This window comes from Sphingorhabdus rigui (assembly GCF_014196595.1).
Taxonomy (GTDB): Bacteria; Pseudomonadota; Alphaproteobacteria; order Sphingomonadales; family Sphingomonadaceae; genus Sphingorhabdus_B; species Sphingorhabdus_B rigui.
This window is the reverse complement of sequence record NZ_JACIEA010000003.1, coordinates 52,945-74,911: the sequence shown is the minus strand read 5'-3', so window position 1 is coordinate 74,911 and position 21,967 is coordinate 52,945. Positions and strand designations below refer to the sequence as shown.

Here is a 21,967-nt window from a genome sequence, read left to right as displayed (position 1 = left end):
CAACATGGATAATCGATTACACAATTTATGTAAATATGAATTTATAGGAGTTTCCCATGCCCGACTCAGCGTTAGAAAATGCCATCGCGCAGGTGAGTGATGCCCAAAAGGGTGTTCCGATAATTCGTGCCTTTTTCGACAAACCGACTTTCACCGTCAGCTATGTGGTTCACGATCCTGAAACTAAGAAGGCTGCGATCATTGATAGCGTGCTTGATTTTGATCCTGCCTCAGGGCGAACATCGTTCGCGTCGGCGGATGCCATTATCGCATATGTTGCACAGCAGGGCTTGGCCGTTGATTGGCTGCTCGAAACCCATGCGCATGCCGATCACCTTTCGGCAGCACCTTATTTGCAGCAAAAGCTTGGCGGCAAAATCGCAATTGGCGAACATATCGTCACCGTCCAGAATGTGTTCGGAAAGCTGTTTAACGCTGGCACTGATTTTCAGCGTGATGGGTCGGACTTTGACCGGCTGTTTGCCGATGGCGACCACTTCCAAATTGGGAAGCTGGACGTAACAGTCCTCCATGTCCCCGGTCATACGCCTGCGGACATTGCCTATGTCATTGGCGATGCCGTGTTCACGGGCGACACAATGTTCATGCCCGATTACGGCACGGCGCGCGCGGATTTTCCCGGCGGGAACGCGCGGCAATTGTTCCAGTCGTTGCGCCGGATATTGTCGCTGCCTGCCACGACGCGGCTCTTCATGTGCCACGACTATCTGCCTGCTGGCCGCACGGAATATGCATGGGAAACGACGGTGGAGGCAGAGCGTAAAGGCAATATCCATGCCCATGACGGCATAACCGAGGATGAATTTGTCGCGATGCGTGAGGCGCGCGATGCGACGCTGGATATGCCGCGCCTGATTTTGCCGTCGGTGCAAGTGAATATGCGCGCAGGCCATATGCCCGCGGCGGACGACAATGGCATCACATACCTCAAAATCCCGGTCAACGCCGTATGATATCGGCCTTTCCCAACGCCATGCCTGTTGAGGGCTTTATGGGCGGCTTGCTGATTGGACTTGCGGCCGCAATCATGCTGCTCGGCCTTGGCCGGATCGCCGGCGTCAGCGGAATGGCGGCACGGGCAACCGGCATCGCGGATAGCGGAGCGCCGCGAAATGTCGCAATCGCATTCGTCGTCGGCCTTCCGCTTGGTGCGCTTCTGATCGCGCAGACCGTTGGTGCGGTGAACGTCAGTTTTCCAGCATCCATCTGGCCGCTGATCATCGGTGGCTTGCTCGTTGGTTATGGCACACGGCTCGGCTCGGGCTGCACCAGTGGCCATGGCGTATGCGGGCTGTCGCGTCTTTCGCCGCGGTCGATGGTGGCAACCGGCATGTTCATGGCAAGCGGGTTTGTGACCGTGGGGCTTCTGCGCGCGGGAGGCTGGCAATGACCCGGGCGCTTATCGCATTGCTCTCTGGAACGCTGTTCGGGGCAGGCCTTGCCTATTCGGGCATGTCAGATCCTGCCCGCGTTCAGGCGTTTCTGGATCTGCTTGGCCAATGGGATCCAACGCTCGCTTTCGTCATGGGTGGCGCCATGCTGCCAATGGCCGTGGCTTGGGTGATTAGATCGCGGCTGTCTTCGCCGCTTGCGGCACCAACGTTCGATTTACCAGGCACGACCAAGCTAGATCGCCCGCTTGCCATTGGGGCCATATTGTTTGGAATGGGTTGGGGCATTGCCGGCCTTTGCCCCGGCCCTGCGCTTGCTGACTTGGCGATTGCGCCGGGCGATGTCGCGCCATTTGTCGTTGCGATGTTTGTCGGCATGGCCGCGCAACGCTTCGTACCTTTTTTATCCCAAAAACCAAAACAAGCGGGGCCTAAATGACGTTCAAATCCATCACGCCAGGCTTTTCTGTGTCAGGGCAATTGACGACAGAAGATCTGCATCACGCTGCCGCGCAGGGCTTCAAATCGGTTATCTGCAACCGGCCAGATGGCGAAGAGGCGGGGCAACCATCCGCCGCCGCCATTCAGAAAGAAGCAGAAGCGCTTGGCCTGTCATTCACGTATATTCCAGCCGTCTCAGGCGCAGTTACGGACGATGATGCGGCGAAGATGAAAGCGGCTCTGGCCCAAATGCCACCCCCCATTCTTGCCTATTGCCGCTCCGGCGCGCGTTCAGCCAAGCTTTGGGAAATGGCGACAAAAGCTCAGGATGCAGCGCCATCCTCCGCCAAAATCTATGATGTGGTTATCGTGGGCGGCGGCAGTGCCGGCATCGCCACAGCCGCCAGCCTGTTAAAGCGCAATCAGAAGCTATCGGTTGCCGTAATCGAACCTTCAGAAGACCATTATTATCAGCCCGGCTGGACTATGGTTGGGGCTGGTGTTTTCTCGGCTGAATTCACCAAGCGCACCGAAAAATCGGTCATGCCCAAAGCGGTTGACTGGATCAAAAAGGCAGCCTCTGGATTTGTGCCTGAGGACAACAAGGTGCTGCTCGCCGATGGCAGTTCGGTTGCCTATCGCGTGCTGGTGGCATGCCCCGGCATTAAGCTGGATTGGGCGGCTATCGACGGCTTGACCGAAACACTCGGTCAAAATGGCGTAACGTCCAACTATCGTTACGACCTTGCCCCTTATACCAACCGCCTTGTGAAGGATTTCAAGCAAGGCCGCGCGCTGTTCACGCAGCCGCCCATGCCGATTAAATGTGCAGGCGCGCCGCAAAAATCAATGTATCTATCATGCAGTGCGTGGGAACGTGCCGGGGTGTTAAAAGACATTGATGTGCAATTCCATAACAGCGGCGCAGTGCTGTTCGGGGTTGCCGCCTATGTGCCCGCACTGATGGAATATATCGAACGCTATGACGCGCACTTAAATTTTGAATCAAAGCTGGTTGCGATCGATGGCCCTGCCAAAATTGCGACATTTGAACAGAAACGCGGCGACATCGTCACGCAGGTCGACGAAAAGTTCGACATGATCCATGTCGTCCCGCCGCAAGTCGCGCCAGATTTTGTGCGCAACAGTCCGCTGGCTGCCGCAAGTGGCTTCATTGAGGTCAATGAAGCGACATTGCAGCATGTGCGCTATCCTAATGTCTTCGCCTTGGGCGACGCCTGCTCAGCATCAAACGCCAAGACAATGGCGGCGGCACGCAAGCAAGCGCCAGTGGTCGCGGTGAATGTATTGGCTGCTCTTGAGGGCAAGCCACCTGTCGCCGATTATGACGGCTATGGCAGTTGCCCGTTGACGGTTGAGCGCGGCAAGATTGTGCTCGCCGAATTCGGGTATGGCGGAAAATTGCTGCCGAGCTTCCCGAATTGGCTAATCGACGGCACGCGCCCATCGCGCCTGTCATGGCTGTTAAAGGATACCATCCTGCCGCCGATTTACTGGCATGGCATGCTCAAAGGACATGAGTGGATGGTCAAGCCACACACAATAGGGGCAGCGAACTAAGCTATGATCGATACATTACATTATGCACTTGGTGCCTTTTCGGGCGTCCTAGTCGGCTTCGTTTTGGGATTGGTGGGCGGAGGCGGATCCATCTTGGCGGTACCTCTGCTGCTCTATTTGGTTGGCGTGAAAAATCCGCATGTTGCGATTGGCACCAGCGCATTCGCAGTCGCCGCAAACGCCGCAATTGGCTTGTGGAACCATGCAAAAGCGGGGACAGTAAATTGGCGCTGCGGTTACATCTATGCCGCGGCGGGCGTCGTGGGCGCTTTTGCGGGATCAACCATCGGCAAAAATATAGATGGACACAAATTGCTCGTCTTATTTGCCATATTGATGATCGTTGTGGCCGTAATGATGTTTCGCAACCGCGGCGATGTCGGTGTCGAGGGCGCGCAATGTAACCGCGAAAATGTCGGAAAAGTGGCTGGCTACGGCCTTGCCACTGGCGTCTTTTCTGGCTTTTTTGGCATTGGCGGAGGTTTCCTGATTGTTCCCGGGCTTGTCGCCTCAACCTCAATGCCGATCGTTCGCGCCATCGGCACATCGCTCATCGCCGTTACTGCGTTCGGACTAACAACATCATTCAACTACACCCTGTCAGGGCTGGTGAATTGGCCGCTGGCTGCTGTCTTCATCTTCGGCGGCATCTTTGGGAGTGCATTGGGGACACGCGTTTCAGGCATATTGTCGGCAGACAAGGGTAAATTGAATACAATATTTGCCTCATTTGTCTTAGTGGTGGCGTTTTACATGCTCTGGCGCAGCGCCATGGAATTGCTGGCATGAGTGATTTGAATTCATCACAAAAAATTGAACACCGGAATGCTAGATCGGCAGGAGCGTTGAGATGATTGAACAAGAATGGGCAATAATTCTGGCCCGCGCACAATTTGCTTTTACCGTAAGCTTCCACTTTCTGTTCCCGGCGTTTTCGATTGGGCTGGCGAGCTTTCTCGCGGTTCTTGAGGGGCTGTGGCTCAAAACCGGTAAGGGCGTGTACGCCAATCTATTTCGTTACTGGCTCAAGATATTCGCCGTCGTTTTTGCGATGGGCGTCGTTTCGGGCATCGTCATGTCCTACCAATTCGGCACCAACTGGTCGGTATTTTCGGACAAGGCCGGTCCCGTCATTGGGCCTTTGATGGCCTATGAAGTGCTGACGGCATTCTTTTTGGAGGCTGGCTTTCTGGGTGTCATGCTTTTTGGCATCAACAAGGTTGGGCGTAAGCTCCACTTTGTCGCAACGCTGGCCGTCGCCATTGGCACCTTCATTTCGGCATTCTGGATACTGTCAGTGAACAGCTGGATGCAAACACCGGTGGGATATGAGATTGCGGCCAATGGTCAGTTCATGCCCGGTGATAGCTGGTGGACCATCATCTTCAACCCGAGCTTCCCCTACCGCCTCGTCCACACTTTACTGGCGGCCTATCTGACCACAGCCTTTGCCGTGGGGGCGGTTGGTGCCTGGCATTTGTTGAAAGACAAATCCAATCCGGGCGCGCGCAAAATGTTTTCGATGGCAATGTGGATGGCGGCCATCGTCGCGCCGCTTCAGGTCGTGGCGGGTGACTTTCACGGCATCAATACGTTGGAGCGTCAGCCCGCGAAGGTCATGGCGATGGAAGGGCATTATCAAAGCCATCCCGACGGCGCGCCATTGATATTGTTTGGCATTCCCAACAGCAAAGAGCGCACGGTCGATTACGCCATCGAAATTCCCAAAGCATCGTCGTTAATCCTGAAGCATGACCTGAATGCACCGCTCGCTGGGCTTGATACCATCCCCGACGCAGACGAGCCGCCGGTTGGCATTGTCTTCTGGGCATTCCGGATCATGGTCGGTCTCGGCATGGCGATGGTAGCCATCGGCATGTGGAGCCTGCTCGCGCGGGCAAGAAAGCAGCTATATGAATGGTCGTGGCTTCATAAGGCCGCATTAGTGATGGGCCCGTCTGGCTTCATTGCGGTGCTTGCCGGCTGGGTCGTGACCGAAGTTGGGCGGCAACCCTTCACAATCTATGGCGTGTTGCGCACCGTTGATAGCGCGTCGCCGCTGGATGCACCTGCTGTGGCTTTCTCGCTTCTCGCCTTTGTCGTCGTGTATTTCGCAGTATTCGGCATGGGCATTTGGTATTTGCTGCGCTTGATGAAGAAAGCACCGGAGGCGCATGAAAGCGCGCTCGATGGTGCCCCTATCCGAAGCGCAGGCATCACCCCTGCACCCGCGGTATTGGAAGGAGCATCGGCATGATCGATCTGACAGTCATTTGGGCCAGCATCATTGGCTTTGCCATCATTGCTTATGTCGTCATGGACGGATTTGATCTTGGCATCGGCATATTGTTTCCCTTTTTCAAAGTGGGCAAGGACCGCGATACCGCGATGAACAGTATCGCGCCTGTCTGGGACGGAAATGAAACATGGCTGGTGATGGGGGTAGGCGGTTTGCTTGCGGCGTTCCCGCTGGCGTACGCCATCATTTTGCCTGCGCTCTATGCACCGATGATTGCGATGCTGCTTGGCCTTGTGTTTCGCGGCGTTGCGTTCGAATTTCGCTGGCGTGACCCCGCACATCGCGAACTATGGGACAGGGCGTTTACGCTGGGATCGTTCATTGCCACCTTCGCGCAAGGGATAGCGCTTGGCGCGCTGCTCCAAGGCATTACCATTGAAGGCCGCTCCTACGCCGGTGGATGGTGGGAATGGTTGTCGCCATTTAGTATTTTGACCGGCTTTGGGTTGGTGGTCGGCTATGCGCTTTTGGGTGCGTGCTGGCTGAACTGGAAGACCGAAGGGGCATTGCAGCGTCAGGCGGTCACTTATGCCGGACGGCTGGGCATAAGCTTGCTTTTGATGATCGGCCTGATCAGCCTCGCCACATTGACGCTTGAGGCGCAATATTATCTGCGTTGGTTGAGCTATCCGGGTGTATTGGCAACGGCCATAGTGCCGATTGCCACCATTGCCGTGACATTCCTCTTTTACCGCAGCCTGCGCCAGACCAAAGACGCGCAGCCGTTCTTCTGGGCACTCGCATTGTTCGGCTTATGCCTGATTGGCCTTGGCATTTCGATCTGGCCAAACGTCATTCCGGCGCGGGTCACCATTTGGGAAGCGGCCGCACCACATCGCAGCCAAGTCTTCATGCTGATCGGCGCGTCTATCATGGTCCCGATCATCGTTGCTTATACCGCATGGTCCTATTGGGTGTTTCGCGGCAAAGTCGGCCACGACGGATATCATTGATGCCGCGCGCCAAACAATTGGGCTGGTTCTTCGGCATCTGGCTGCTGAGCGTCGCGGCGCTGGCGATCGTCGGCAGTGCTATCCGATGGGTATTGCTCTAAAAGATTGCATGGGGAGTGGCGCAAAAATGACCGAGATACACAACGGCCCCGAAGCATTGAAGGGTGAAGATTGGGCGGGCGAGATGGGTGCCAAATGGCTTGCCAATCTCGCATGTTTTGAGGGCATGATTGCCCCGATTGGCGAGGCGCTTCTTCGGCAAGCCGATTTTAAAACCGGCGAACGCGTGCTTGATATCGGCTGCGGTGGTGGCGGGACGACAATTGCCATAGCAAAGGCCATTGCGCCTTCCGGTGAAGTGGTTGGCATCGACATTTCACCCGACTTGACGACCGCGTCTCTGCGGCGTGCCAAAGACGCTGGAGTTACCAACATTGGATTCATCTGCGCTGATGGAGCCACGGTCCAGTTGGAAGATGCCCCATTTGACAGGCTCTTTTCGCGCTTTGGCAGTATGTTTTTTCCCGAACCGCATAAGGCCTTTGCAAATTTGCACAGTCTGCTGCGTCCCGGTGCGCGGATTGATCTGGCGGTCTGGGGTCCACCACGCGACAATTTGTGGATGATGGAAATGATGGGCGTCGTTCGTCGCTATGTCGATATCCCCCCGGCGGTTCCCCGGGCGCCCGGGCCATTCGCGTTTGAAGACCTCGACTATCTGAACGAAATACTCGCGAGCGCCGGTTTTTCGGAAGCCAGCGTCGTGGCATATAATGGGCTTCAACCAATTGGTGGCGTGAATGCCACAGCTCATGATGCGGTATCGTTCGTGCTGTCTTCAATGGCGGCTGGACGCGCTCTAGAGGAACAAGGTGCAGATGTTCGCGCGGCAGCTGAAACAGATTTGCTCGAACTATTCCAGACGCATTATGTAGCCGGGCAAGGCGTGATCATGCACGGTAAGGCTTGGCTTGTGTCGGCGACTGCTTAAACATGACCTCTTCTAACTGAAGCCGTGCTTTGGCCAACCGAAATGAGCGGCCGCTATGTAAGTGAGAACTGCCAAGCGTTTTGAGCGGCCCAAAAGTTGCCATGACACCTGCTCAAGGACGACGGCCGATTAGGCTTTCCGTTAGGGCAAGCTGTTCCAATTGGAACGCTGGCGAACGATGCTCGACGCCAACGGCTCTTCCCGGGCAAATGTGACGTTTGGGATTGGCGGACCAGTCCCAAAGCGTTACGGATGATCGTCGCTCATCCGTTTTTAGGAGCGTGCTGAACACAAAGATGAGCGCAGTGCCAATCACGTAAACCGGCAATGTCTCATCCAAGGCCTACTTAAACACTGAATTTTTCCGATTTTTGAGCCGGCGTTCCAATCAGAACGCTGATAAAAACGCACGCTGTAGCCACTCTTTGGGCTGCAAAGGCGATATCGCCTAAGTCATTGAAATCATTGGAGCGGGCGAAGGGATTCGAACCCTCGACCCCAACCTTGGCAAGGTTGTGCTCTACCCCTGAGCTACGCCATTAGACATTGAAATTACGTCTTTTTTTCCGACGGCATTTCATGTTGCAGCAGTATGTTTTTCATGCGTGTTTCATGGAGTGGCTAAATGGCAGACCTCAGTAAAATCGGCGAGCGGGAGCGTTTGAAACCAAAAAGGGGAGACGAGCCTCATTGGCAGCGCATCATGAACGGCTGCTACGTTGGATTTCGTCCTTCTAAGCGTGGGGGAAGAGGCGCGTGGCTTGCACGTGCTTATGACGCCGACATTGGGAAGTATCAGCGGGCTGCCCTAGGTGACTATCCCAGCCTAAATGGGCATGAGGTCTTCAACCAAGCACGGCGCGACGCAGAGCAATGGGCCGCAAAAATAGAGTGTGGTGGAACGGGACCGGAGAACATAATCACGGTCGGTGATGCTTGCCGCTCTTATGCCGCATTAAAACAGCCTTCGGAGTTGGGTATTTTAGAGCGGACGGTATTCAGTGATCCGATCGCGAGCGTGAAGCTTAAAAAATTACGGCGCCACCATTTGCAAGGATGGAGAAGGAGGCTGGAAGATACCCCCGCTCTCATTTCGAGAAATAAGACGAACATCACGACCAAACAGCGATCCAAGTCTACCGTTAACAGAGACATGTCTCCATTGCGGGCGGCATTGCGGAAGGTCTTATCGGAGGGCGCGCCTAATACCGACGCGGCGTGGCAAGAGGCTTTGAGGCCTTATAGAAACGCCGACAAACGACGCGTCTTGTTTTTGGACGAAGCGGACCGGAGAAGATTGGTGGCGTGTGCTAATCAGGAAATCGAAGGCTTTTTGCGCGGCCTATGTTTTTTGCCGTTGCGAGCCGGAGCACTCGCGGCGCTAACAGTAAAAGACTTTGATCCCAAAACTCGAACACTAACGATTGGGCGGGACAAGAGCGGCGGCGCCCGTCAACTTGTCGTACCCCCAAGCATAGCGTCAGTTATAGAGCCGCATTGCAAAGATAAGCCACCTACATCGCCGATCTTCGCACGGCGTGACGGAAGGCCTTGGAACAAGGATGCTTGGAAGGGACCAATCAAAGAAGCCGTATTTGCTAGCGGATTACCCATGGGTGTTTGCGCCTACACATTGCGCCATAGTGTCATAACAGAACTCATCAGGAAGAACGTACCTGCCCTGACGGTAGCGCAGTTAGCAGGCACCAGCATTGTCATGATTGAACGTCATTACGGACATTTAATCCAAGGCGACGCAGAAAAAGCACTGGCGGGGCTCGTATTTTAAGGCCGTGTGCAGTGCTACTGGCTCAAAACTATAAGGGCCATCATATTTCCAATTGATATCGTGTCGCCTTCTCCGGCGTCTGGAAGCGCGGAAGCAGCGGCTCGTGCTCAGTGTTAGCTCATGGTTTGAGGCGCCTACGCGTTTCCTTTGGGGCGTCGGACTCGGCCATAGTACTGTTCAATAGAACCGCGAAGCGTGACTGTTTGTGTTTCCCAAAAAATATAGTTCTGAGGGCAGGGAAGTTAGAGCCTAGCGGCTTCATCAAAATACATAAGTTTACAGCTTGAGTTGGTGAGCGGCGCTTTCGAGAAGCGCCCATCCATCAATGCATTGGCGTGTCAAAATTGATCGTCAACGGAAGCCGCTGCGTACATAAGGAACAATTTTTTTAAAACACCAGTCATATCTTTTATGTAATATTTTCAGTAGCTTAGGTTATTTTTCTACTTGCAATCCAATCCAAAAGTCCTATCTTCTCAGTTGCCTCCGCATCTATCTGCAGTGGGGGTGTGATATCCCGCCCCCTATGGGCCGCCTTCCCAGCCCGTTGAGGTAAGACATGGGAGTGAGGCGACGGCAGATCGAAGACAGGGAAACCTGTCCAGCCAGTCTTTGCAGACTGGTGCCAAGCAGCTTCGGCTGTGTGAGTGGGCTCTCCTTTGCAGGAACCCACAAGAAGCGTGGTAGTCATTAGATCGGCTCACGTTTTCTGCGTCAACAAGTAGCGGGTAATCGGGCGACAGCATGACCACCCCCACCTTTTAACAGGTGCCGCTGATCTAACTGTGACTAAACCTGTGGGCTGGCTCCGAGGTTCAGGAACATGGCTTTGCCAAGGCAGAAGGGGAAGCCTTTCTGTCTCGCAGGCAAAGCTATGCCCACAGAAGATCTCCACCAAGGTTCAGGATTTACGATGTACTTAGACAAAAATGCTAATAGATGGCTCATAGAAAACAGCAGTAAACTTAGTAGTAAGCCAAATGAAAGAAGAAGAAAGACGGACAGTGCGAAAGCTAGAGAGCTAAAGGCCGAGTTTCTAGCTCATCCGAACGCTCAGTATGTAATGACGTTTCAAGAATACAAAGACGTCAACAAGCGGGATGCAATTTGTCGATCCTATGGCTTGAATCTAATCCGAAGCTAATGTCGGCCCTCCTAAATTCACTGCTGCTATCAAAGGACTTGAATATGGAGCGGCGGCGGGGGGGGGGCGTGGTACAGGAATGGGGGCACGAACCTGTTGGTACCATTTGTGCCCACTCCCGAGCCTTCGGCAGAAAATCAGATTTCAAAATCTAAAAGTCTCATCCCGCTGTCATAGTGAGGGCACCCCCGCAGCGGAGCTGATTTGCTAAATCATTACCTTCATTCAGAGAGACGGTCCGTTATCTCGTCAGTTAGCATTGCCCAATCATTAGCTCGCTCGGCTTCTTCTGTGTTACCTTCCGATCTGAAACGTTCACTAAGTTCGAGAAGGTATTCATTAAGAAAATCAATGTCGCTGAGCAACACATCGAGCGGCTTCCGCATTCCTGCAGCTGCCATAAATTATTCCCTTTCAGCAAAAAGTATAAACCACTGTTGCTTTAACATTTGCCAATGCAAACCGCAGCAGAAAAATTTCTATCCCTGCCTTGGATGTCTCAAAGAAGAATCGTCATAACGGAGGAAAAAGACCATAGCACGGTTCCGATGCTCTATGTTGAACGCCTTTAACCGAACAGGTAAGTGGAAGTGCTTGACGGCCGAACCAGTAAGCTGCTTATTTCTTAGAAGGTAAAACCCTTATATTATAGCACTTACCGTTGCCAACACCGGCATGCGACATCAACTTTGCCCTCACATACCTAGCAAAAACGCACGAACTGGAAAAAATATGGTCTCGAACATCAATCTCGATTGCTGGTTTCCAAAGTACGATGTCCTTTCGGAAATTGATCGCTACTTAATTGAAGACTGGCATATTGAGTATTTGCTCACACACGAGCAGATTTTGGCCAAAATGAAAAAAGTCGGACTATCCCGCTGGCAGCGATTTGAACGTCTGTGTAAGAAGAAAAATGAAAAGCTGGTGACAGATGCAATGGCTGATTTCGATATCCATGCATTTCATGTTTCTGATTGCCGTCGGACATATATACTCGATCTGATCGCTCTATCATTTTCTTGGATGCAGCGCAGCAGTGTCTCTGGAAAGGTAATCGATATAGGCTGTCAAAATGGAATTTTACTGAAGTTCCTTGCGCAAAAATTTGCAAATGAATTCACAGGAATTGATCCTTCTGCAAAGGCGATTGAAGCGGCAAAGGAACAACTCAAAGGCCTAAAAAATGTTGAATTGCAAATTGGAAAGCTACCTTTCGAGACTGAACAAAAATATGACTTAGCGCTTTGCATAGACGTCCTGCACCACCTCAAGCCTGATCAACAATCAAATGCAATCAGTTGCATATTTGGTTGCCTAAATGCGGGTGGATCAGCAATAATTTCAACAGCTGATTTTCATGATCACAAGTGGTGGTCGGCGATTCAACCTTCGTTAAATGAATTTGGGGTCGAGTTGATCGCGGCAGGTAGAGTCGGCGGAGCTCAACATGGCGGTACATTCGAAGTGAAAGCAGATTGGCCCGTAACAGGAGTCGGAATCTTTAAAATGACTGAGAATCGCAATGCTGTCGTAGATTACGATGCTCTTAACAATGCGCACACTTTTTACTGGGATAATTTTTTCCAACATTATGCCAATTTTCCTCTCACGCCTTGGCACGAAAAAACTTTGAGCTTCGAAGCTGCACAGCGTAAAAGCGCCGAGGATTATTGATGACGGGATAATTAGTTTTCAGCTCATCTCAATCCATAAGTTATTCAATTTTTTGATCGATCGAGACACCTCCTCTTTACTAGCGCAGTAGAGATCGATGGTGTTTGTTGCGGTCATGGGGCCGGAATCTCTATAATACGAGTCACGGCAACCGTAATCCTCGCATTGCGAGACTAAGTCTAGCCAAGGCTCATGCTCATCAAAATCATCGCCGCCAGCTTCGGTAAGGTTACCCCAGTGCGTGTTGAACGCCTCGGCAAGGGGACCTCCATCCGCCGATCGAAATGTCTCATCTATTGATATCAATAGATGTTCGCACCCGAAGTTACCGCAAAAGGGGCAGCCGCATGGGTCCTCGTCGTCGTTATCTTCTTCCCACATATCCCCCTCCTGCTTGCTTACCTAATTGAAAGATCATCTCATGGCTAAACCTGAGGCCGCAACACTCATCCTAATGTCGCTCTGCACACCCACAATCTCAAGCACATCTGCTCGTGGAAGGAAACCGCCAACTGTCATTCAGCAGATAGATCTGCATTAAATTCACATTGACCGGTCCCACCGGTGAGCGAGTCTCTTTAAATTTATACAGCGGGCTCTCCATATTGTTTTGTTAGTGCTGCGAAGCTCCGTTTTCAGATTTTTTCTGCTTCTGTTGTTCCGCTCGATCACATAGGTCTGTGAGCATCTGAATAGCATATTCAGACCGGCCATTTTCAACTGCTTCGCGGACACATGCTTCACATGTCGGCTCCCCGCATCCAATTAGGGCGGTAATCGTTATGGGTAGAAGAATTCCAAACGCATTTGCGGCAAAGCCCTTTACGTAGGGACCAAAGGATAACGAAGCTGCCTTTGCTTAACAACGAATAGTGGATTGGATGGATTCTATTTACAGAACCACAATTATCTCCTAACGTGTAGCCACATCAAGAGAAGGTTAAGTCCTTCACCAACCTGCCTATTGCTCGGTAAGGTGGTAACGCGAAAGCGAGATGTGGCGGATTACGCAATCAAGAGCGCAATTACCGCAATATCTAGTCGAGCCTTCTTGCGATGCAAACGCAAGGAGAAGCTTATGTGTAAAGTATCAATCCCCACGCAGTACCCAGAGACGGTGCTCGCGATCCTAGAAGCCTATCTAGGCGGGAACAGCTCGAAGCTAACACTGAAGGAAGCCGTTCGAAAGCTCGATCTGCATGCTAGATGCGAAGACGATCCTGCCTTTGCGGCAGCCGGCTTAATTACCAACCACATTAGCGAACAGCTACCCAAATGGGCTACACAAGGTGAGCATGGGCGCGCTTTGGCGCTAGAGTGGAACGTCAGGATCCCAACCAATAGACTAATCGATCCTACACTGGTTTGCACCGTCAGATGGACAACTGAAGGAAAGGGTTTCTACTGGCCGATCGAATTTTGGCTCACCTATATCGATGGTTTCCACGTTGAAATTCTAACAGCTCGGTCTCCCGATATTCAGGGCGTCCGTGATCTGGTGATCGCTGTTGCTCCAGCGGGCGAAGACCGCAGAGCAATTGCTCTCGAGCTGATGGAAGGGCTGTGGCACAACATGATGGAGGCTACTGGAGCGATGTGGGCTAGCTGGTTAGAAGATGGCTTGGTTGACGCCGTTGCAGGCCACGACCTAGCTGTTCAAATGACGAACGGAGCGACCGCTCGAATTCCATCTGTACTCGTGGGCGATGCTGCACTTGAGGTTTTTACGCGAGAAGAGATCAACCAGCTGGATAGGCCGGCCATGCTCTCGCTCGCTCACCTTCTCAGGAACCGGCTAGCAAAGGCTGGCCCGCCGCCTACACATGATGAACTTGAGGGCATACGCGAGCTTCTCACTGAACACCTCTTCGCCATCGACTTCAAATACGCAGCTAAAAATGGAGGCGGAAATGAAAAATCCATCTATCCCAATGTCACCTGACAAGTTGCCTCAACAGCGAATAGTGCCAGTTGCGTCGATCCCTGCCCGCCCCAATCCTTTTGATGCTGTTGTCGGCTGGAACGAAAAGCCTGAAGGCGTCGTTTTGGCTAACGGGCCCAGCAACCCAGAATATCTGGGACAAGTTGAGTGGGCATGGTCGCGCATGAATAACCGCGTCGACGCATATTATATCAGCCGCGGACGAAGTCACTGGATGCTGTGGCTTTACAGCTATGATGACAACTGGGGAAAATGGGATTGGCTGCCGATTGGGTATGTCCTGCGAAAGGATGTCAGTCTCGACCAAGCCGCCTTTCATCTTCTGATCGATTATTGGAGATGGGATAAGGAGAAAGGCGATTTAGATCACTTTCACTGGATAAATGAGCAAGGTTATCTCGACGCGAGCCAGTGGAGAACGATTGCGCTGCTGGTCTGGAATGCCGCTCCGGAAGGAGGCGGCAAAGATGAGTGAAGGGCACGATCCCAAGCTTGTGGAGGCGCGGAAAAAACGTCCGGTCCTCATCGTTGTTGAAAAGTGGCCTCATGGCACAATGGCCTTCAAATTTGGTAGCGCGTTAATGTCGGCTCTTGGTCAGCATCGAGATGAAGCAACTCTTGTGCAGCTTGGTCCAGAGCGTATCTTCAAAGTTGAAACTAATGTGTCAGAAGCTGAGTTTCGTTTGGCGCTAAAAACAATGGATGTTTCATACCACGGGCGTATTCACTTTTCAGAATTGCTGATAGAAAAGCCCAGCGTGCATGGAAACCGCTCTACGCCCATTTCGCTCTAGTTGTAGCTGAGATACAAGCAACCTGACGCAATGTGTGGCCAGCATGGCCTCAATTTAATAGAGAACTAAAGATCGGTTTTTTGTGCCGAAGTTAACTTCAATATTTCCAATGAGAATGGGCAAGCGGTTCATCAGCCAGAATTTGACGTATAGTCCGCCAATTACTCATGTGCTGATCGAGGAGTACAAGAAAGTGTTCACCATGATTTGGCACCAAAAAATGCAACGCTTCGTGAAGCAGGATATACTCCAAACATTCTAAAGGCTTTTTTGCCAGCTCAAGATTGAGGCGGATGTTTCCGCTTTGCGGGTTACAGCTTCCCCATCTCGTTTTCATTCGCTGCCAATAGATTTGATTGATTTCGATCCCGAGAATTTTCTCCCACTTCGATGCGATAGGCTCAATTGCCCGCCGTGCTTCGCGCCTATATAGCTTGTCGAGAAGTCGCTGTTTCGCTTCAAGCGTAAACGCTTCGGGACCTCGAAGGGTAATCTTTTTATGCTCAATATCGATCGATGGTCTACCTTGGCTTACGACGATTTGGAGCAACATACGTCGACCCCAAAGGTAGTGACTTTCACGATCAAGAAATTCCCGCGGCGGCTGGCGTTCCTGTTCGGCAAGTTTTGTTTGATGCTTTCTGATCCAAACCAACTTGGAAATCGCAAAGGCCCTGATTGTTTCGATATTTGCGCGCGTAGGTGCTGCTATCCGAACGCGACCAGTTGGCGGATAAACGCTCAGGTGAATGTTCTTGATATCCTTGAAAACAAGATCGATCGATAGGTCGCCAAGTTGCAACTCAGCGACCATCAATATTCACCCTGAGCGCGGATAATCTGGAAGATCCGTTCAACTTCGTCTTCGTCCTGCAAAATCCTAAAGAGACCCTGTTTGATGACCATCTCGCGCGCTGGGATGCCGCGCCATTCATCCGGTCGAATTTCCAAAACAGTTTCAGCAATCCTAATTGCCAAAGCTTCGTCGCCTCCAAGATTATTGAAGAGCGCGCGCTTGCCGGCTGTGTCTAGGGATTTAGGTGTGTCCTCCGCCTGTCCAGCCGAAACCTTCTTGGCTATCTCCCCGATGTCCTTCAGATACTCCTCATATGCGATGGCCTTGGCCTTTCGGGCCGCGATGATCTCATCCAGCAGCGATGACATTCTATCAAAGAACGCGGGATCGTTAAGGTGCTCACGAATAATCTTGCTGCGGACGTTATTTTCGATGATTTCGGCAATCGCTGAATTATTGCCTTTCAGACCTCCAAGCTGGGACGCAATGGCATCCGCAATGCCCGTTTTGACAATCAAATCGATCAAGCTAATTTTATCGAATGGAGAGATTTTGCGGGGCTCGTCCGCCTCTATGTAGGTGTCGATTAAATGCCGCATATCGGCCTCGTACGCCTTGAGATCCAGCTGTTCGCCACTCGCTTTACGTATGATTTCGCGAATGTTCACATAACGATCGACTAGTATTTTAATACGCACGATATCACTGTTCAGATATCCGGCTGCGTCCATCTCGTCCGAAATGTTCGCGAATGATCGCAGCAATCCTGCCGTTGCCTTGTAAAGCGACGCACGAAGCGGTTCGCGATCTTTGAGATCGGTGGGGAAATCGGTATTCCCGCAAAAATAGTGAATGAAATCCAGTTCGCCCTTAGGGAGATCAACCGGCTCGCACAGCAGCTCGATAGCTTCAACTGCATCGTCGAGGCGCTCCCGCCCCTTCTTCAATCGATCCTGCAGTAGGACATCAGGTGCGACCCCGCCGTCGCTGTCGTCCAGTTCAGACGAGTAAACGGAAATGGCGTTCTCAACCTTCTTGAAGAGGTCCTTATAGTCAACGATGTAGCCAAAATCTTTGTCAGCACCGTCGAGACGATTGGTGCGGCAGATTGCTTGGAAAAGGCCGTGATCCTGCATCGACTTATCAATGTAGAGATACGTGCACGGTGGAGCATCAAAGCCCGTTAGAAGTTTGTCCACTACGATCAGGAGCTTCATGTTGGCAGGCTCTTTCGTGAAGAGCTTCTTGGCCCATTCCTCATATGTTTCAGTCTTCGACATCCCTGCCTTGGCTTCCACATTTTTAAGAAGATCGACGTAGGTGTTGTAAATCAACTGCTTGTCGGTTTCGTTGTTCGCACCAGTTTCCTCAAGCGTGATGTCGCGGGCTTGAGGATCGTAAGACGTGACGACCGCACACTTTCCTTTGAAGGGCGTCTTCTGAAATAGTCCAAAATATTTGGAGGCTTCGAAAATGCTCGATGCGACAAGGACCGCATTGCCTCGTTCGCTGGAAAGCCGCGGCTTCACGCTGAAGTCAAAAACGATGTCGGTGACGACCCTATTCATGCGCGAGCGTGAGCTGAGCACGTTTTGCATCGTGCCCCATTTCTTCTTCAGTTCGTCCTTCTGCCAGTCATTCAGCGCTTTCGTTTTTGCCTCAAACCATTGATCAATCTTATCCTCTGATCCAAGGCGCTGATCGATATCGCGCGCCTCATAAATCAAATCAAGCACCACCTCATCCTCGACCGCCTCGCTGAATTTGTAGGTGTGGATGTAGTTGCCGAAAATCTCAGCGCTGGTTGCCCTATCTTTCTTCAGCAAGGGCGTACCGGTGAAGCCGATAAAGATCGCATTGGGCATCATCGCTTTCATAACGCGGTGAAGTTTGCCGCTTTGTGTGCGATGGCATTCATCTACGAATACGAATATCTCGCCCACGGTCTGGCTGGGTTGCGTTTCCAAATTTTTTAGAAAGCCATCAAAATCATCGACGTCCCTGCGCCCAAATTTGTGCACGAGTGAGCAAAGAAGGCGCGGCGTCGCCTGCCCAAGTTGCGTCATCAAATCGCGCCCGCTGCTGGTGCGCTTGATTGGCTCGCCTGCTTCGGTGAATACACGCTCAATTTGTTTATCTAGCTCGTCACGATCCGTAATTATGGCAACGCGGGCATTTGGATTGTTTTCTAGGATCCACTTGGCAAGCAGCACCATGACGATGCTCTTTCCACTGCCCTGCGTGTGCCAGATGATGCCCCCTTTGCGTTGGCGAACGTGCTCCTGCGCGGCCTTGATGCCAAAATACTGGTGCACTCTTGGCAGCTTTTTGACGCCGCCATCGAACAAGATGAAATCGTGCATCAGTTCGATAATGCGAGCCTTCTCGCACATTTTCGTAAGATATTTATCGAGCTTAAAGCCTTCGTTTTCGGCTTCGTCCTCTTTCCATTTCAGGAAGAATTTTTCCTCGGTTTTTATCGAGCCGTACTGCAAGCCTTCCGAGTCATTGCCCGCGAACACGAACTGAACAGTTGAGAAAAACCATTCATTAAACTCAGGAAGCTGGTTGGAGAGATTTTGCCGGATACCCTCATTAATGCTGACGCGGCTGTTTTTCAGCTCGATCACGCCGGTTGCGATACCGTTCACATATAGAATGATGTCCGGTCGGCGTTCAAAGCCACCCTTTAGCGTGACCTCTTCCGCAAACGCAAAATCGTTCTGATCTGGGCTTTTCCAGTCGATTAGATGTACGGTTTCGGTGGGCTTACCCACATCATCCTTAACCGGAACGCCATATCGCATTAGGTTATAGACGGCCTGATTGTTGGCATAGAGGCTGCGGCTATGGTTACTCGCCTCGGTACGCAATCTGAATATGGCGCTGCTTATTTGCTCGGCGTTATAACCACGCCCTGCTAGATGGTCTGAGAGAATTCCCTCTTCGATGTTACTGTTCCCAGCGCGATCCGACCAATCGCCTAAGTAGCGATAGCCAAGCTCGTTACGAAAGAGATTGATGATACGGTTCTGCGTTGCACGCTCTGGCTTTCCAACATCCGTCATTGCGCGGCCTCTTCCAATCGATCTGGCGACCACACTCGATGCACCAGCGCCTCCACAAGAGCACGGCGCTGTAATTGCTCCTCTTTGCCAAATTTCTGAAAGGGCTCGAAGGTAAACCCATTGGCTTCGCAAAATTTCTCAAATTGAGGCTGGTGCTGATACGCAGACGGATCCAAGCTAGCCGCGTAGAAATTTTGCTTCGCGTAGTGCGGCGCTTTTTGCGAGAACGACTTATCTTGAAGGCTGCGATTCACATCAGCCGGAAGCAACAAGAGTGATGCAATGTGATTTCGCCATTCTTGAAATTCATGTTCGTTCGCAAAATCGTCCGTGAAATTTCCGAACTTGTCCGCGAAGATATGTTCGATGTCGAACGCGTTTGCCTTCGCCCTATCGACTAAGGTTGCGAATGGATCGCCTCGGCCTGATCCAATCTCCGTGTAGGCGGTCAATCTCGCCAACAGGTGATAGATATAACGACGGCTGAATTGATTCAACGATAGCTGCGCTAATCCACTGCGGTTGCGAGCAGCGCTGCCTGTGAAGTTGATGTCCTGTTCATCCTCAGCCAATTTCTCTGAGAGGATCGCGACCAACTCATCCAGAGACTTTTGGCGAATATCACGGCACAAAAGCCACATCGCGTAAGAGGTTGATGAGTAGCCGACGCGAACATAATTAACAACTCGACGCATCAACCAGATGTCGAGATAAGAGGCTGTCACTGCAAATTTTCGGCGAACGGTTTCATCGTCATCCGTTGAAACCAATGGAGCAAGCAGCACCGTATTTTGCCATGTAAAATCATTGTGCGCATTGTAGAAAACTGCCTCCAGTCCAGCGCGATAGTTTTCGCTCGCATCGAGGATGCGCTGATATGCTTTGGCAAAAAATGGGAAGTCATTAGAGATCATTTTCAGATTTCCAGCCTCGCTTCCCAACCCGAGACGCGCAGAATTATCGCGTGCCCATCGATGGAACACTGTGCCGATTAGTTCCCAATCTTTATCGTTCGCGCCGGCTTTGCGCTCGCGAATGGTGTCGGCATATTGCGCTCTGAACCACGCTTTGATGCAGTTAGCGTCACGCTCTTGCTCGTGTGAACCACCCCATGTGATCAAACCGAGCACCTGATCTTTCCAGACGCGGTTCGCCTCATTGCGGCGCTCTACGTTCTCAACGGGGGCGAGAAGATACGCCTTCAACATATCGACGGGACTCAGCGGCTTGCCGCGATCATTCATCGTCTCGAAGATGGCGTAGGCGTGGTTATCGTTGTCTGTCGAAATCTCAATCAAACCGACGCGAGTCATGAGCCAATAGGCGAAGTGTGGAAGTGCCTCGCCTAACTCGGCCGCAAGCTCGGATTGCTCGATGTCGCCATAGCGCGCGTACATCGTCTGGATCGATTCATCCTTCCCGTCAGGAGAGAATTTGTCGCCCTTGAATAGAGCTTCGATCACGGGAAGACGTTCGGGGATGTCAAGATTGAACCTTGGTTCGCCGAGATTGTCACTGAAAATCAGCGGCGCAATAGTCTGAGTAACATTCAAACCAACCTGCGCCGCTGACCGATAGAGGTAGATCAGCAAAAGCGTCAGAGAGGTGACGCGCTGCTGGCCATCGACAAGATATTTCTTGCCATTGCGCGTGCTGACAATGATCGATCCGAGAAAATATTCGACGTATCCGCTGACGTGTTTTGTTTCATCACCTGTGCGGTAGCTATTCGAGAAAGCGGTTTGCAAATCAGATACCAGCTCATCAATGTGCTTCTTTTCCCACTTATATTCGCGCTGATATTCATCAATTGCGAATGACTGGCTTTGAAGAAGGTCTTTAACCGTCCGATAAATTGGAGTGATTGCGCTCATACTAACCTCGCCGTTCCCGTCAGCAACACCTGCGTCATACCTATTTTAATCTGTTGTGCCTTGGCGAGTCTGGAGCACAATCCGTCAATGTCGCTATCGATAGCAGAGAGAGCTTCAACGATGGCGGATTGCTCTGAAATAGGCGGAATAGGTAGCTCGAATTTGCGCATATCACTGGCGTACAAGTGGAAGACAGTGCTACCCGTAACTAACTTTAGAATTTGTTCCTCGCGATAGCGTATTTGCATCGCTAAGAATGTTCCGTTAATTTTTGTTTGATCCGTTCTAATAACTAATGTGTCTCCACCAATTACAACATTCTCCTGCGTAAGACAGCTTGCCTTGGCCAAGCCATAGGGCGTAACATCTGACGTAGGCATTAATACATCGTACCTTTTCGACAATAATGCCACATCAATTCTATCTGTCCTTGAATGTACTTTTTTAATAATAGCGCCATATGTTGTGAATAGCTCACCATAGTGAATGCATGAAAAGCGACCTGATGGTGCAATATCAGACTTTGGGAGGCCTTTTCCTTTAAAAAACTCCGCGTAATCACCCAATTTTGCTAATTTCCATTCGTTTTTGGAATTTAATAATCGCACATTTCCTGTCAGTAGTGCTTGCGCCATGCCTTGTTTGATTGCCCGCTTTTTGGCGATGAGATGCGCAAGCGATTCAATAAGGGTATCCGCATCGCTCAATGCCTCGGCGATTGCTTCTTGTTCGCTTCTCAATACTGGCAATGCGATTGGCATCCGCGTTATCATGTCGCGGCGAACTGAATCCACCGATGACTTTGCAGTCATTTGCATGATCCGCGCATAAAACTTCTCGCTAAAATATCGGAAAAAATACTTGCCAGATACCTCGTTGTTAAAATCGAACATGCGGTAGACGCGCTGATGAGCGTCATATTTTCCACTTATGTAGTGAAACACCTTGCCAGTGCCTACGCCATCCCCAGCAGTTAAGATCGCTTCCTCATCATAGGAAAATCGATCGATATTCTCTATCGTCTGCGAACGAACGAAAAATGGATATTCGCCATCTGCAACTCGATCTTGCGTGTTCCGTCCACCTGTTGAAACCTTGCAGAAATCGTCAACGTATTGAAGCTTCCAATCGCTTGGTATCATCCCAATTTCAGTTACCTGAAATCCAGCCACCTCGGCGCTAGTTAGCTTTACTGCCGCCATTACA

Annotated in this window: 20 protein-coding genes and 1 riboswitch; of the genes, 14 read left to right on the top strand and 6 right to left on the bottom strand. The window is 51.5% G+C overall.

From position 1 onward, the window contains the following. The first annotated feature begins 56 nt into the window (after window positions 1-56). From GGR91_RS10340 to GGR91_RS10295, 10 genes are all read left to right on the top strand, one after another. Window positions 57-974, top strand: a complete 918-nt coding sequence (locus tag GGR91_RS10340; RefSeq protein WP_183942133.1) for an MBL fold metallo-hydrolase — start codon at window positions 57-59, stop codon at window positions 972-974. Beyond that, window positions 971-1,411, top strand: a complete 441-nt coding sequence (locus GGR91_RS10335) for a YeeE/YedE family protein (RefSeq protein WP_183942132.1) — start codon at window positions 971-973, stop codon at window positions 1,409-1,411. The genes GGR91_RS10340 and GGR91_RS10335 overlap by 4 nt, the downstream gene beginning before the upstream one ends. Next, a complete protein-coding gene (locus GGR91_RS10330; protein ID WP_183942131.1) occupies window positions 1,408-1,851 on the top strand; it encodes a DUF6691 family protein in 444 nt (147 codons plus the stop codon). The genes GGR91_RS10335 and GGR91_RS10330 overlap by 4 nt, the downstream gene beginning before the upstream one ends. Further along, window positions 1,848-3,434, top strand: a complete 1,587-nt coding sequence (locus tag GGR91_RS10325; protein ID WP_183942130.1) for a bifunctional protein tyrosine phosphatase family protein/NAD(P)/FAD-dependent oxidoreductase — start codon at window positions 1,848-1,850, stop codon at window positions 3,432-3,434. Before GGR91_RS10330 ends, GGR91_RS10325 begins: the two co-directional genes overlap by 4 nt. A gap of 3 nt (window positions 3,435-3,437) precedes the next feature. Beyond that, window positions 3,438-4,223: a sulfite exporter TauE/SafE family protein gene (locus GGR91_RS10320; protein ID WP_183942129.1), complete on the top strand. Its 786-nt coding sequence runs from the start codon at window positions 3,438-3,440 to the stop codon at window positions 4,221-4,223. Between the two features lie 61 nt (window positions 4,224-4,284). After that, a complete protein-coding gene (locus tag GGR91_RS10315; protein WP_183942128.1) occupies window positions 4,285-5,691 on the top strand; it encodes a cytochrome ubiquinol oxidase subunit I in 1,407 nt (468 codons plus the stop codon). Next, window positions 5,688-6,686, top strand: coding sequence for a cytochrome d ubiquinol oxidase subunit II (gene cydB, locus GGR91_RS10310; RefSeq protein WP_183942127.1), 999 nt, complete (start codon window positions 5,688-5,690; stop codon window positions 6,684-6,686). Before GGR91_RS10315 ends, cydB begins: the two co-directional genes overlap by 4 nt. Further along, complete coding sequence (locus tag GGR91_RS10305) at window positions 6,686-6,787, top strand: DUF2474 family protein (RefSeq protein ID WP_183942126.1); 102 nt, start codon at window positions 6,686-6,688, stop codon at window positions 6,785-6,787. Before cydB ends, GGR91_RS10305 begins: the two co-directional genes overlap by 1 nt. A gap of 26 nt (window positions 6,788-6,813) precedes the next feature. Next, a complete protein-coding gene (locus GGR91_RS10300; RefSeq protein WP_183942125.1) occupies window positions 6,814-7,677 on the top strand; it encodes a class I SAM-dependent methyltransferase in 864 nt (287 codons plus the stop codon). 625 nt (window positions 7,678-8,302) lie between these two features. Continuing rightward, window positions 8,303-9,466, top strand: a complete 1,164-nt coding sequence (locus tag GGR91_RS10295) for a tyrosine-type recombinase/integrase (protein ID WP_183942124.1) — start codon at window positions 8,303-8,305, stop codon at window positions 9,464-9,466. 1,365 nt (window positions 9,467-10,831) lie between these two features. Here GGR91_RS10295 and GGR91_RS10290 read toward each other — a convergent pair. Next, entirely contained in the window at window positions 10,832-11,011 is a 180-nt protein-coding gene (locus GGR91_RS10290) for a hypothetical protein (protein WP_183942123.1), read from the bottom strand. Window positions 11,012-11,342: 331 nt separating this feature from the next. Between GGR91_RS10290 and GGR91_RS10285 the strand changes: the two genes are divergently transcribed. Next, the gene (locus GGR91_RS10285; RefSeq protein ID WP_183942122.1) at window positions 11,343-12,287 is read left to right on the top strand and encodes a class I SAM-dependent methyltransferase; all 945 of its coding nucleotides are present in this window, start codon (window positions 11,343-11,345) and stop codon (window positions 12,285-12,287) included. Between the two features lie 18 nt (window positions 12,288-12,305). Here GGR91_RS10285 and GGR91_RS10280 read toward each other — a convergent pair whose 3' ends face one another. Then, the gene (locus tag GGR91_RS10280; RefSeq protein WP_183942121.1) at window positions 12,306-12,668 is read right to left on the bottom strand and encodes a hypothetical protein; all 363 of its coding nucleotides are present in this window, start codon (window positions 12,666-12,668) and stop codon (window positions 12,306-12,308) included. Between the two features lie 540 nt (window positions 12,669-13,208). After that, window positions 13,209-13,314: riboswitch (SAM-I-IV-variant riboswitch) on the top strand. A gap of 51 nt (window positions 13,315-13,365) precedes the next feature. On the opposite strand from GGR91_RS10280, the gene GGR91_RS10275 reads away from it, so the two are divergent. Genes GGR91_RS10275 through GGR91_RS10265 form a run of 3 tightly spaced genes read left to right on the top strand, consistent with a single transcriptional unit; the run spans window position 13,366 to window position 15,023 of the window. Next, window positions 13,366-14,229: a hypothetical protein gene (locus tag GGR91_RS10275; RefSeq protein ID WP_183942120.1), complete on the top strand. Its 864-nt coding sequence runs from the start codon at window positions 13,366-13,368 to the stop codon at window positions 14,227-14,229. Beyond that, window positions 14,198-14,704: a hypothetical protein gene (locus tag GGR91_RS10270; RefSeq protein ID WP_183942119.1), complete on the top strand. Its 507-nt coding sequence runs from the start codon at window positions 14,198-14,200 to the stop codon at window positions 14,702-14,704. The genes GGR91_RS10275 and GGR91_RS10270 overlap by 32 nt, the downstream gene beginning before the upstream one ends. Next, window positions 14,697-15,023 carry a hypothetical protein gene (locus GGR91_RS10265; protein WP_183942118.1) on the top strand — a complete coding sequence of 109 codons (327 nt, stop codon included), beginning with the start codon at window positions 14,697-14,699 and terminating at the stop codon, window positions 15,021-15,023. Before GGR91_RS10270 ends, GGR91_RS10265 begins: the two co-directional genes overlap by 8 nt. A gap of 97 nt (window positions 15,024-15,120) precedes the next feature. Here GGR91_RS10265 and GGR91_RS10260 read toward each other — a convergent pair whose 3' ends face one another. From GGR91_RS10260 to GGR91_RS10245, 4 genes are read right to left on the bottom strand one after another with little or no spacing between them, the layout of a single operon-like run. Then, the gene (locus GGR91_RS10260) at window positions 15,121-15,837 is read right to left on the bottom strand and encodes a M48 family metallopeptidase (RefSeq protein ID WP_183942270.1); all 717 of its coding nucleotides are present in this window, start codon (window positions 15,835-15,837) and stop codon (window positions 15,121-15,123) included. Then, window positions 15,837-18,887, bottom strand: coding sequence for a type I restriction endonuclease subunit R (locus tag GGR91_RS10255; RefSeq protein WP_183942117.1), 3,051 nt, complete (start codon window positions 18,885-18,887; stop codon window positions 15,837-15,839). Before GGR91_RS10255 ends, GGR91_RS10260 begins: the two co-directional genes overlap by 1 nt. Then, on the bottom strand, window positions 18,884-20,761 hold the full coding sequence (locus GGR91_RS10250) for a DUF262 domain-containing protein (protein WP_183942116.1): 1,878 nt from the start codon (window positions 20,759-20,761) through the stop codon (window positions 18,884-18,886). The genes GGR91_RS10255 and GGR91_RS10250 overlap by 4 nt, the downstream gene beginning before the upstream one ends. Next, window positions 20,758-21,963: a restriction endonuclease subunit S gene (locus GGR91_RS10245; protein ID WP_221204310.1), complete on the bottom strand. Its 1,206-nt coding sequence runs from the start codon at window positions 21,961-21,963 to the stop codon at window positions 20,758-20,760. Before GGR91_RS10245 ends, GGR91_RS10250 begins: the two co-directional genes overlap by 4 nt. Window positions 21,964-21,967: the final 4 nt, after the last annotated feature.

Excerpts from the sequence above, each read along its gene's own strand:
- GGR91_RS10340 (WP_183942133.1), top strand. The coding sequence starts at position 57 with ATGCCCGACTCAGCGTTAGAAAATGCCATCGCGCAGGTGAGTGATGCC.
- GGR91_RS10335 (WP_183942132.1), top strand. The coding sequence starts at position 971 with ATGATATCGGCCTTTCCCAACGCCATGCCTGTTGAGGGCTTTATGGGC.
- GGR91_RS10330 (WP_183942131.1), top strand. The coding sequence starts at position 1,408 with ATGACCCGGGCGCTTATCGCATTGCTCTCTGGAACGCTGTTCGGGGCA.
- GGR91_RS10325 (WP_183942130.1), top strand. The coding sequence starts at position 1,848 with ATGACGTTCAAATCCATCACGCCAGGCTTTTCTGTGTCAGGGCAATTG.
- GGR91_RS10320 (WP_183942129.1), top strand. The coding sequence starts at position 3,438 with ATGATCGATACATTACATTATGCACTTGGTGCCTTTTCGGGCGTCCTA.
- GGR91_RS10315 (WP_183942128.1), top strand. The coding sequence starts at position 4,285 with ATGATTGAACAAGAATGGGCAATAATTCTGGCCCGCGCACAATTTGCT.
- cydB (WP_183942127.1), top strand. The coding sequence starts at position 5,688 with ATGATCGATCTGACAGTCATTTGGGCCAGCATCATTGGCTTTGCCATC.
- GGR91_RS10305 (WP_183942126.1), top strand. The coding sequence starts at position 6,686 with ATGCCGCGCGCCAAACAATTGGGCTGGTTCTTCGGCATCTGGCTGCTG.
- GGR91_RS10300 (WP_183942125.1), top strand. The coding sequence starts at position 6,814 with ATGACCGAGATACACAACGGCCCCGAAGCATTGAAGGGTGAAGATTGG.
- GGR91_RS10295 (WP_183942124.1), top strand. The coding sequence starts at position 8,303 with ATGGCAGACCTCAGTAAAATCGGCGAGCGGGAGCGTTTGAAACCAAAA.
- GGR91_RS10290 (WP_183942123.1), bottom strand. The coding sequence starts at position 11,011 with ATGGCAGCTGCAGGAATGCGGAAGCCGCTCGATGTGTTGCTCAGCGAC.
- GGR91_RS10285 (WP_183942122.1), top strand. The coding sequence starts at position 11,343 with ATGGTCTCGAACATCAATCTCGATTGCTGGTTTCCAAAGTACGATGTC.
- GGR91_RS10280 (WP_183942121.1), bottom strand. The coding sequence starts at position 12,668 with ATGTGGGAAGAAGATAACGACGACGAGGACCCATGCGGCTGCCCCTTT.
- GGR91_RS10275 (WP_183942120.1), top strand. The coding sequence starts at position 13,366 with ATGTGTAAAGTATCAATCCCCACGCAGTACCCAGAGACGGTGCTCGCG.
- GGR91_RS10270 (WP_183942119.1), top strand. The coding sequence starts at position 14,198 with ATGAAAAATCCATCTATCCCAATGTCACCTGACAAGTTGCCTCAACAG.
- GGR91_RS10265 (WP_183942118.1), top strand. The coding sequence starts at position 14,697 with ATGAGTGAAGGGCACGATCCCAAGCTTGTGGAGGCGCGGAAAAAACGT.
- GGR91_RS10260 (WP_183942270.1), bottom strand. The coding sequence starts at position 15,837 with ATGGTCGCTGAGTTGCAACTTGGCGACCTATCGATCGATCTTGTTTTC.
- GGR91_RS10255 (WP_183942117.1), bottom strand. The coding sequence starts at position 18,887 with ATGACGGATGTTGGAAAGCCAGAGCGTGCAACGCAGAACCGTATCATC.
- GGR91_RS10250 (WP_183942116.1), bottom strand. The coding sequence starts at position 20,761 with ATGAGCGCAATCACTCCAATTTATCGGACGGTTAAAGACCTTCTTCAA.
- GGR91_RS10245 (WP_221204310.1), bottom strand. The coding sequence starts at position 21,963 with ATGGCGGCAGTAAAGCTAACTAGCGCCGAGGTGGCTGGATTTCAGGTA.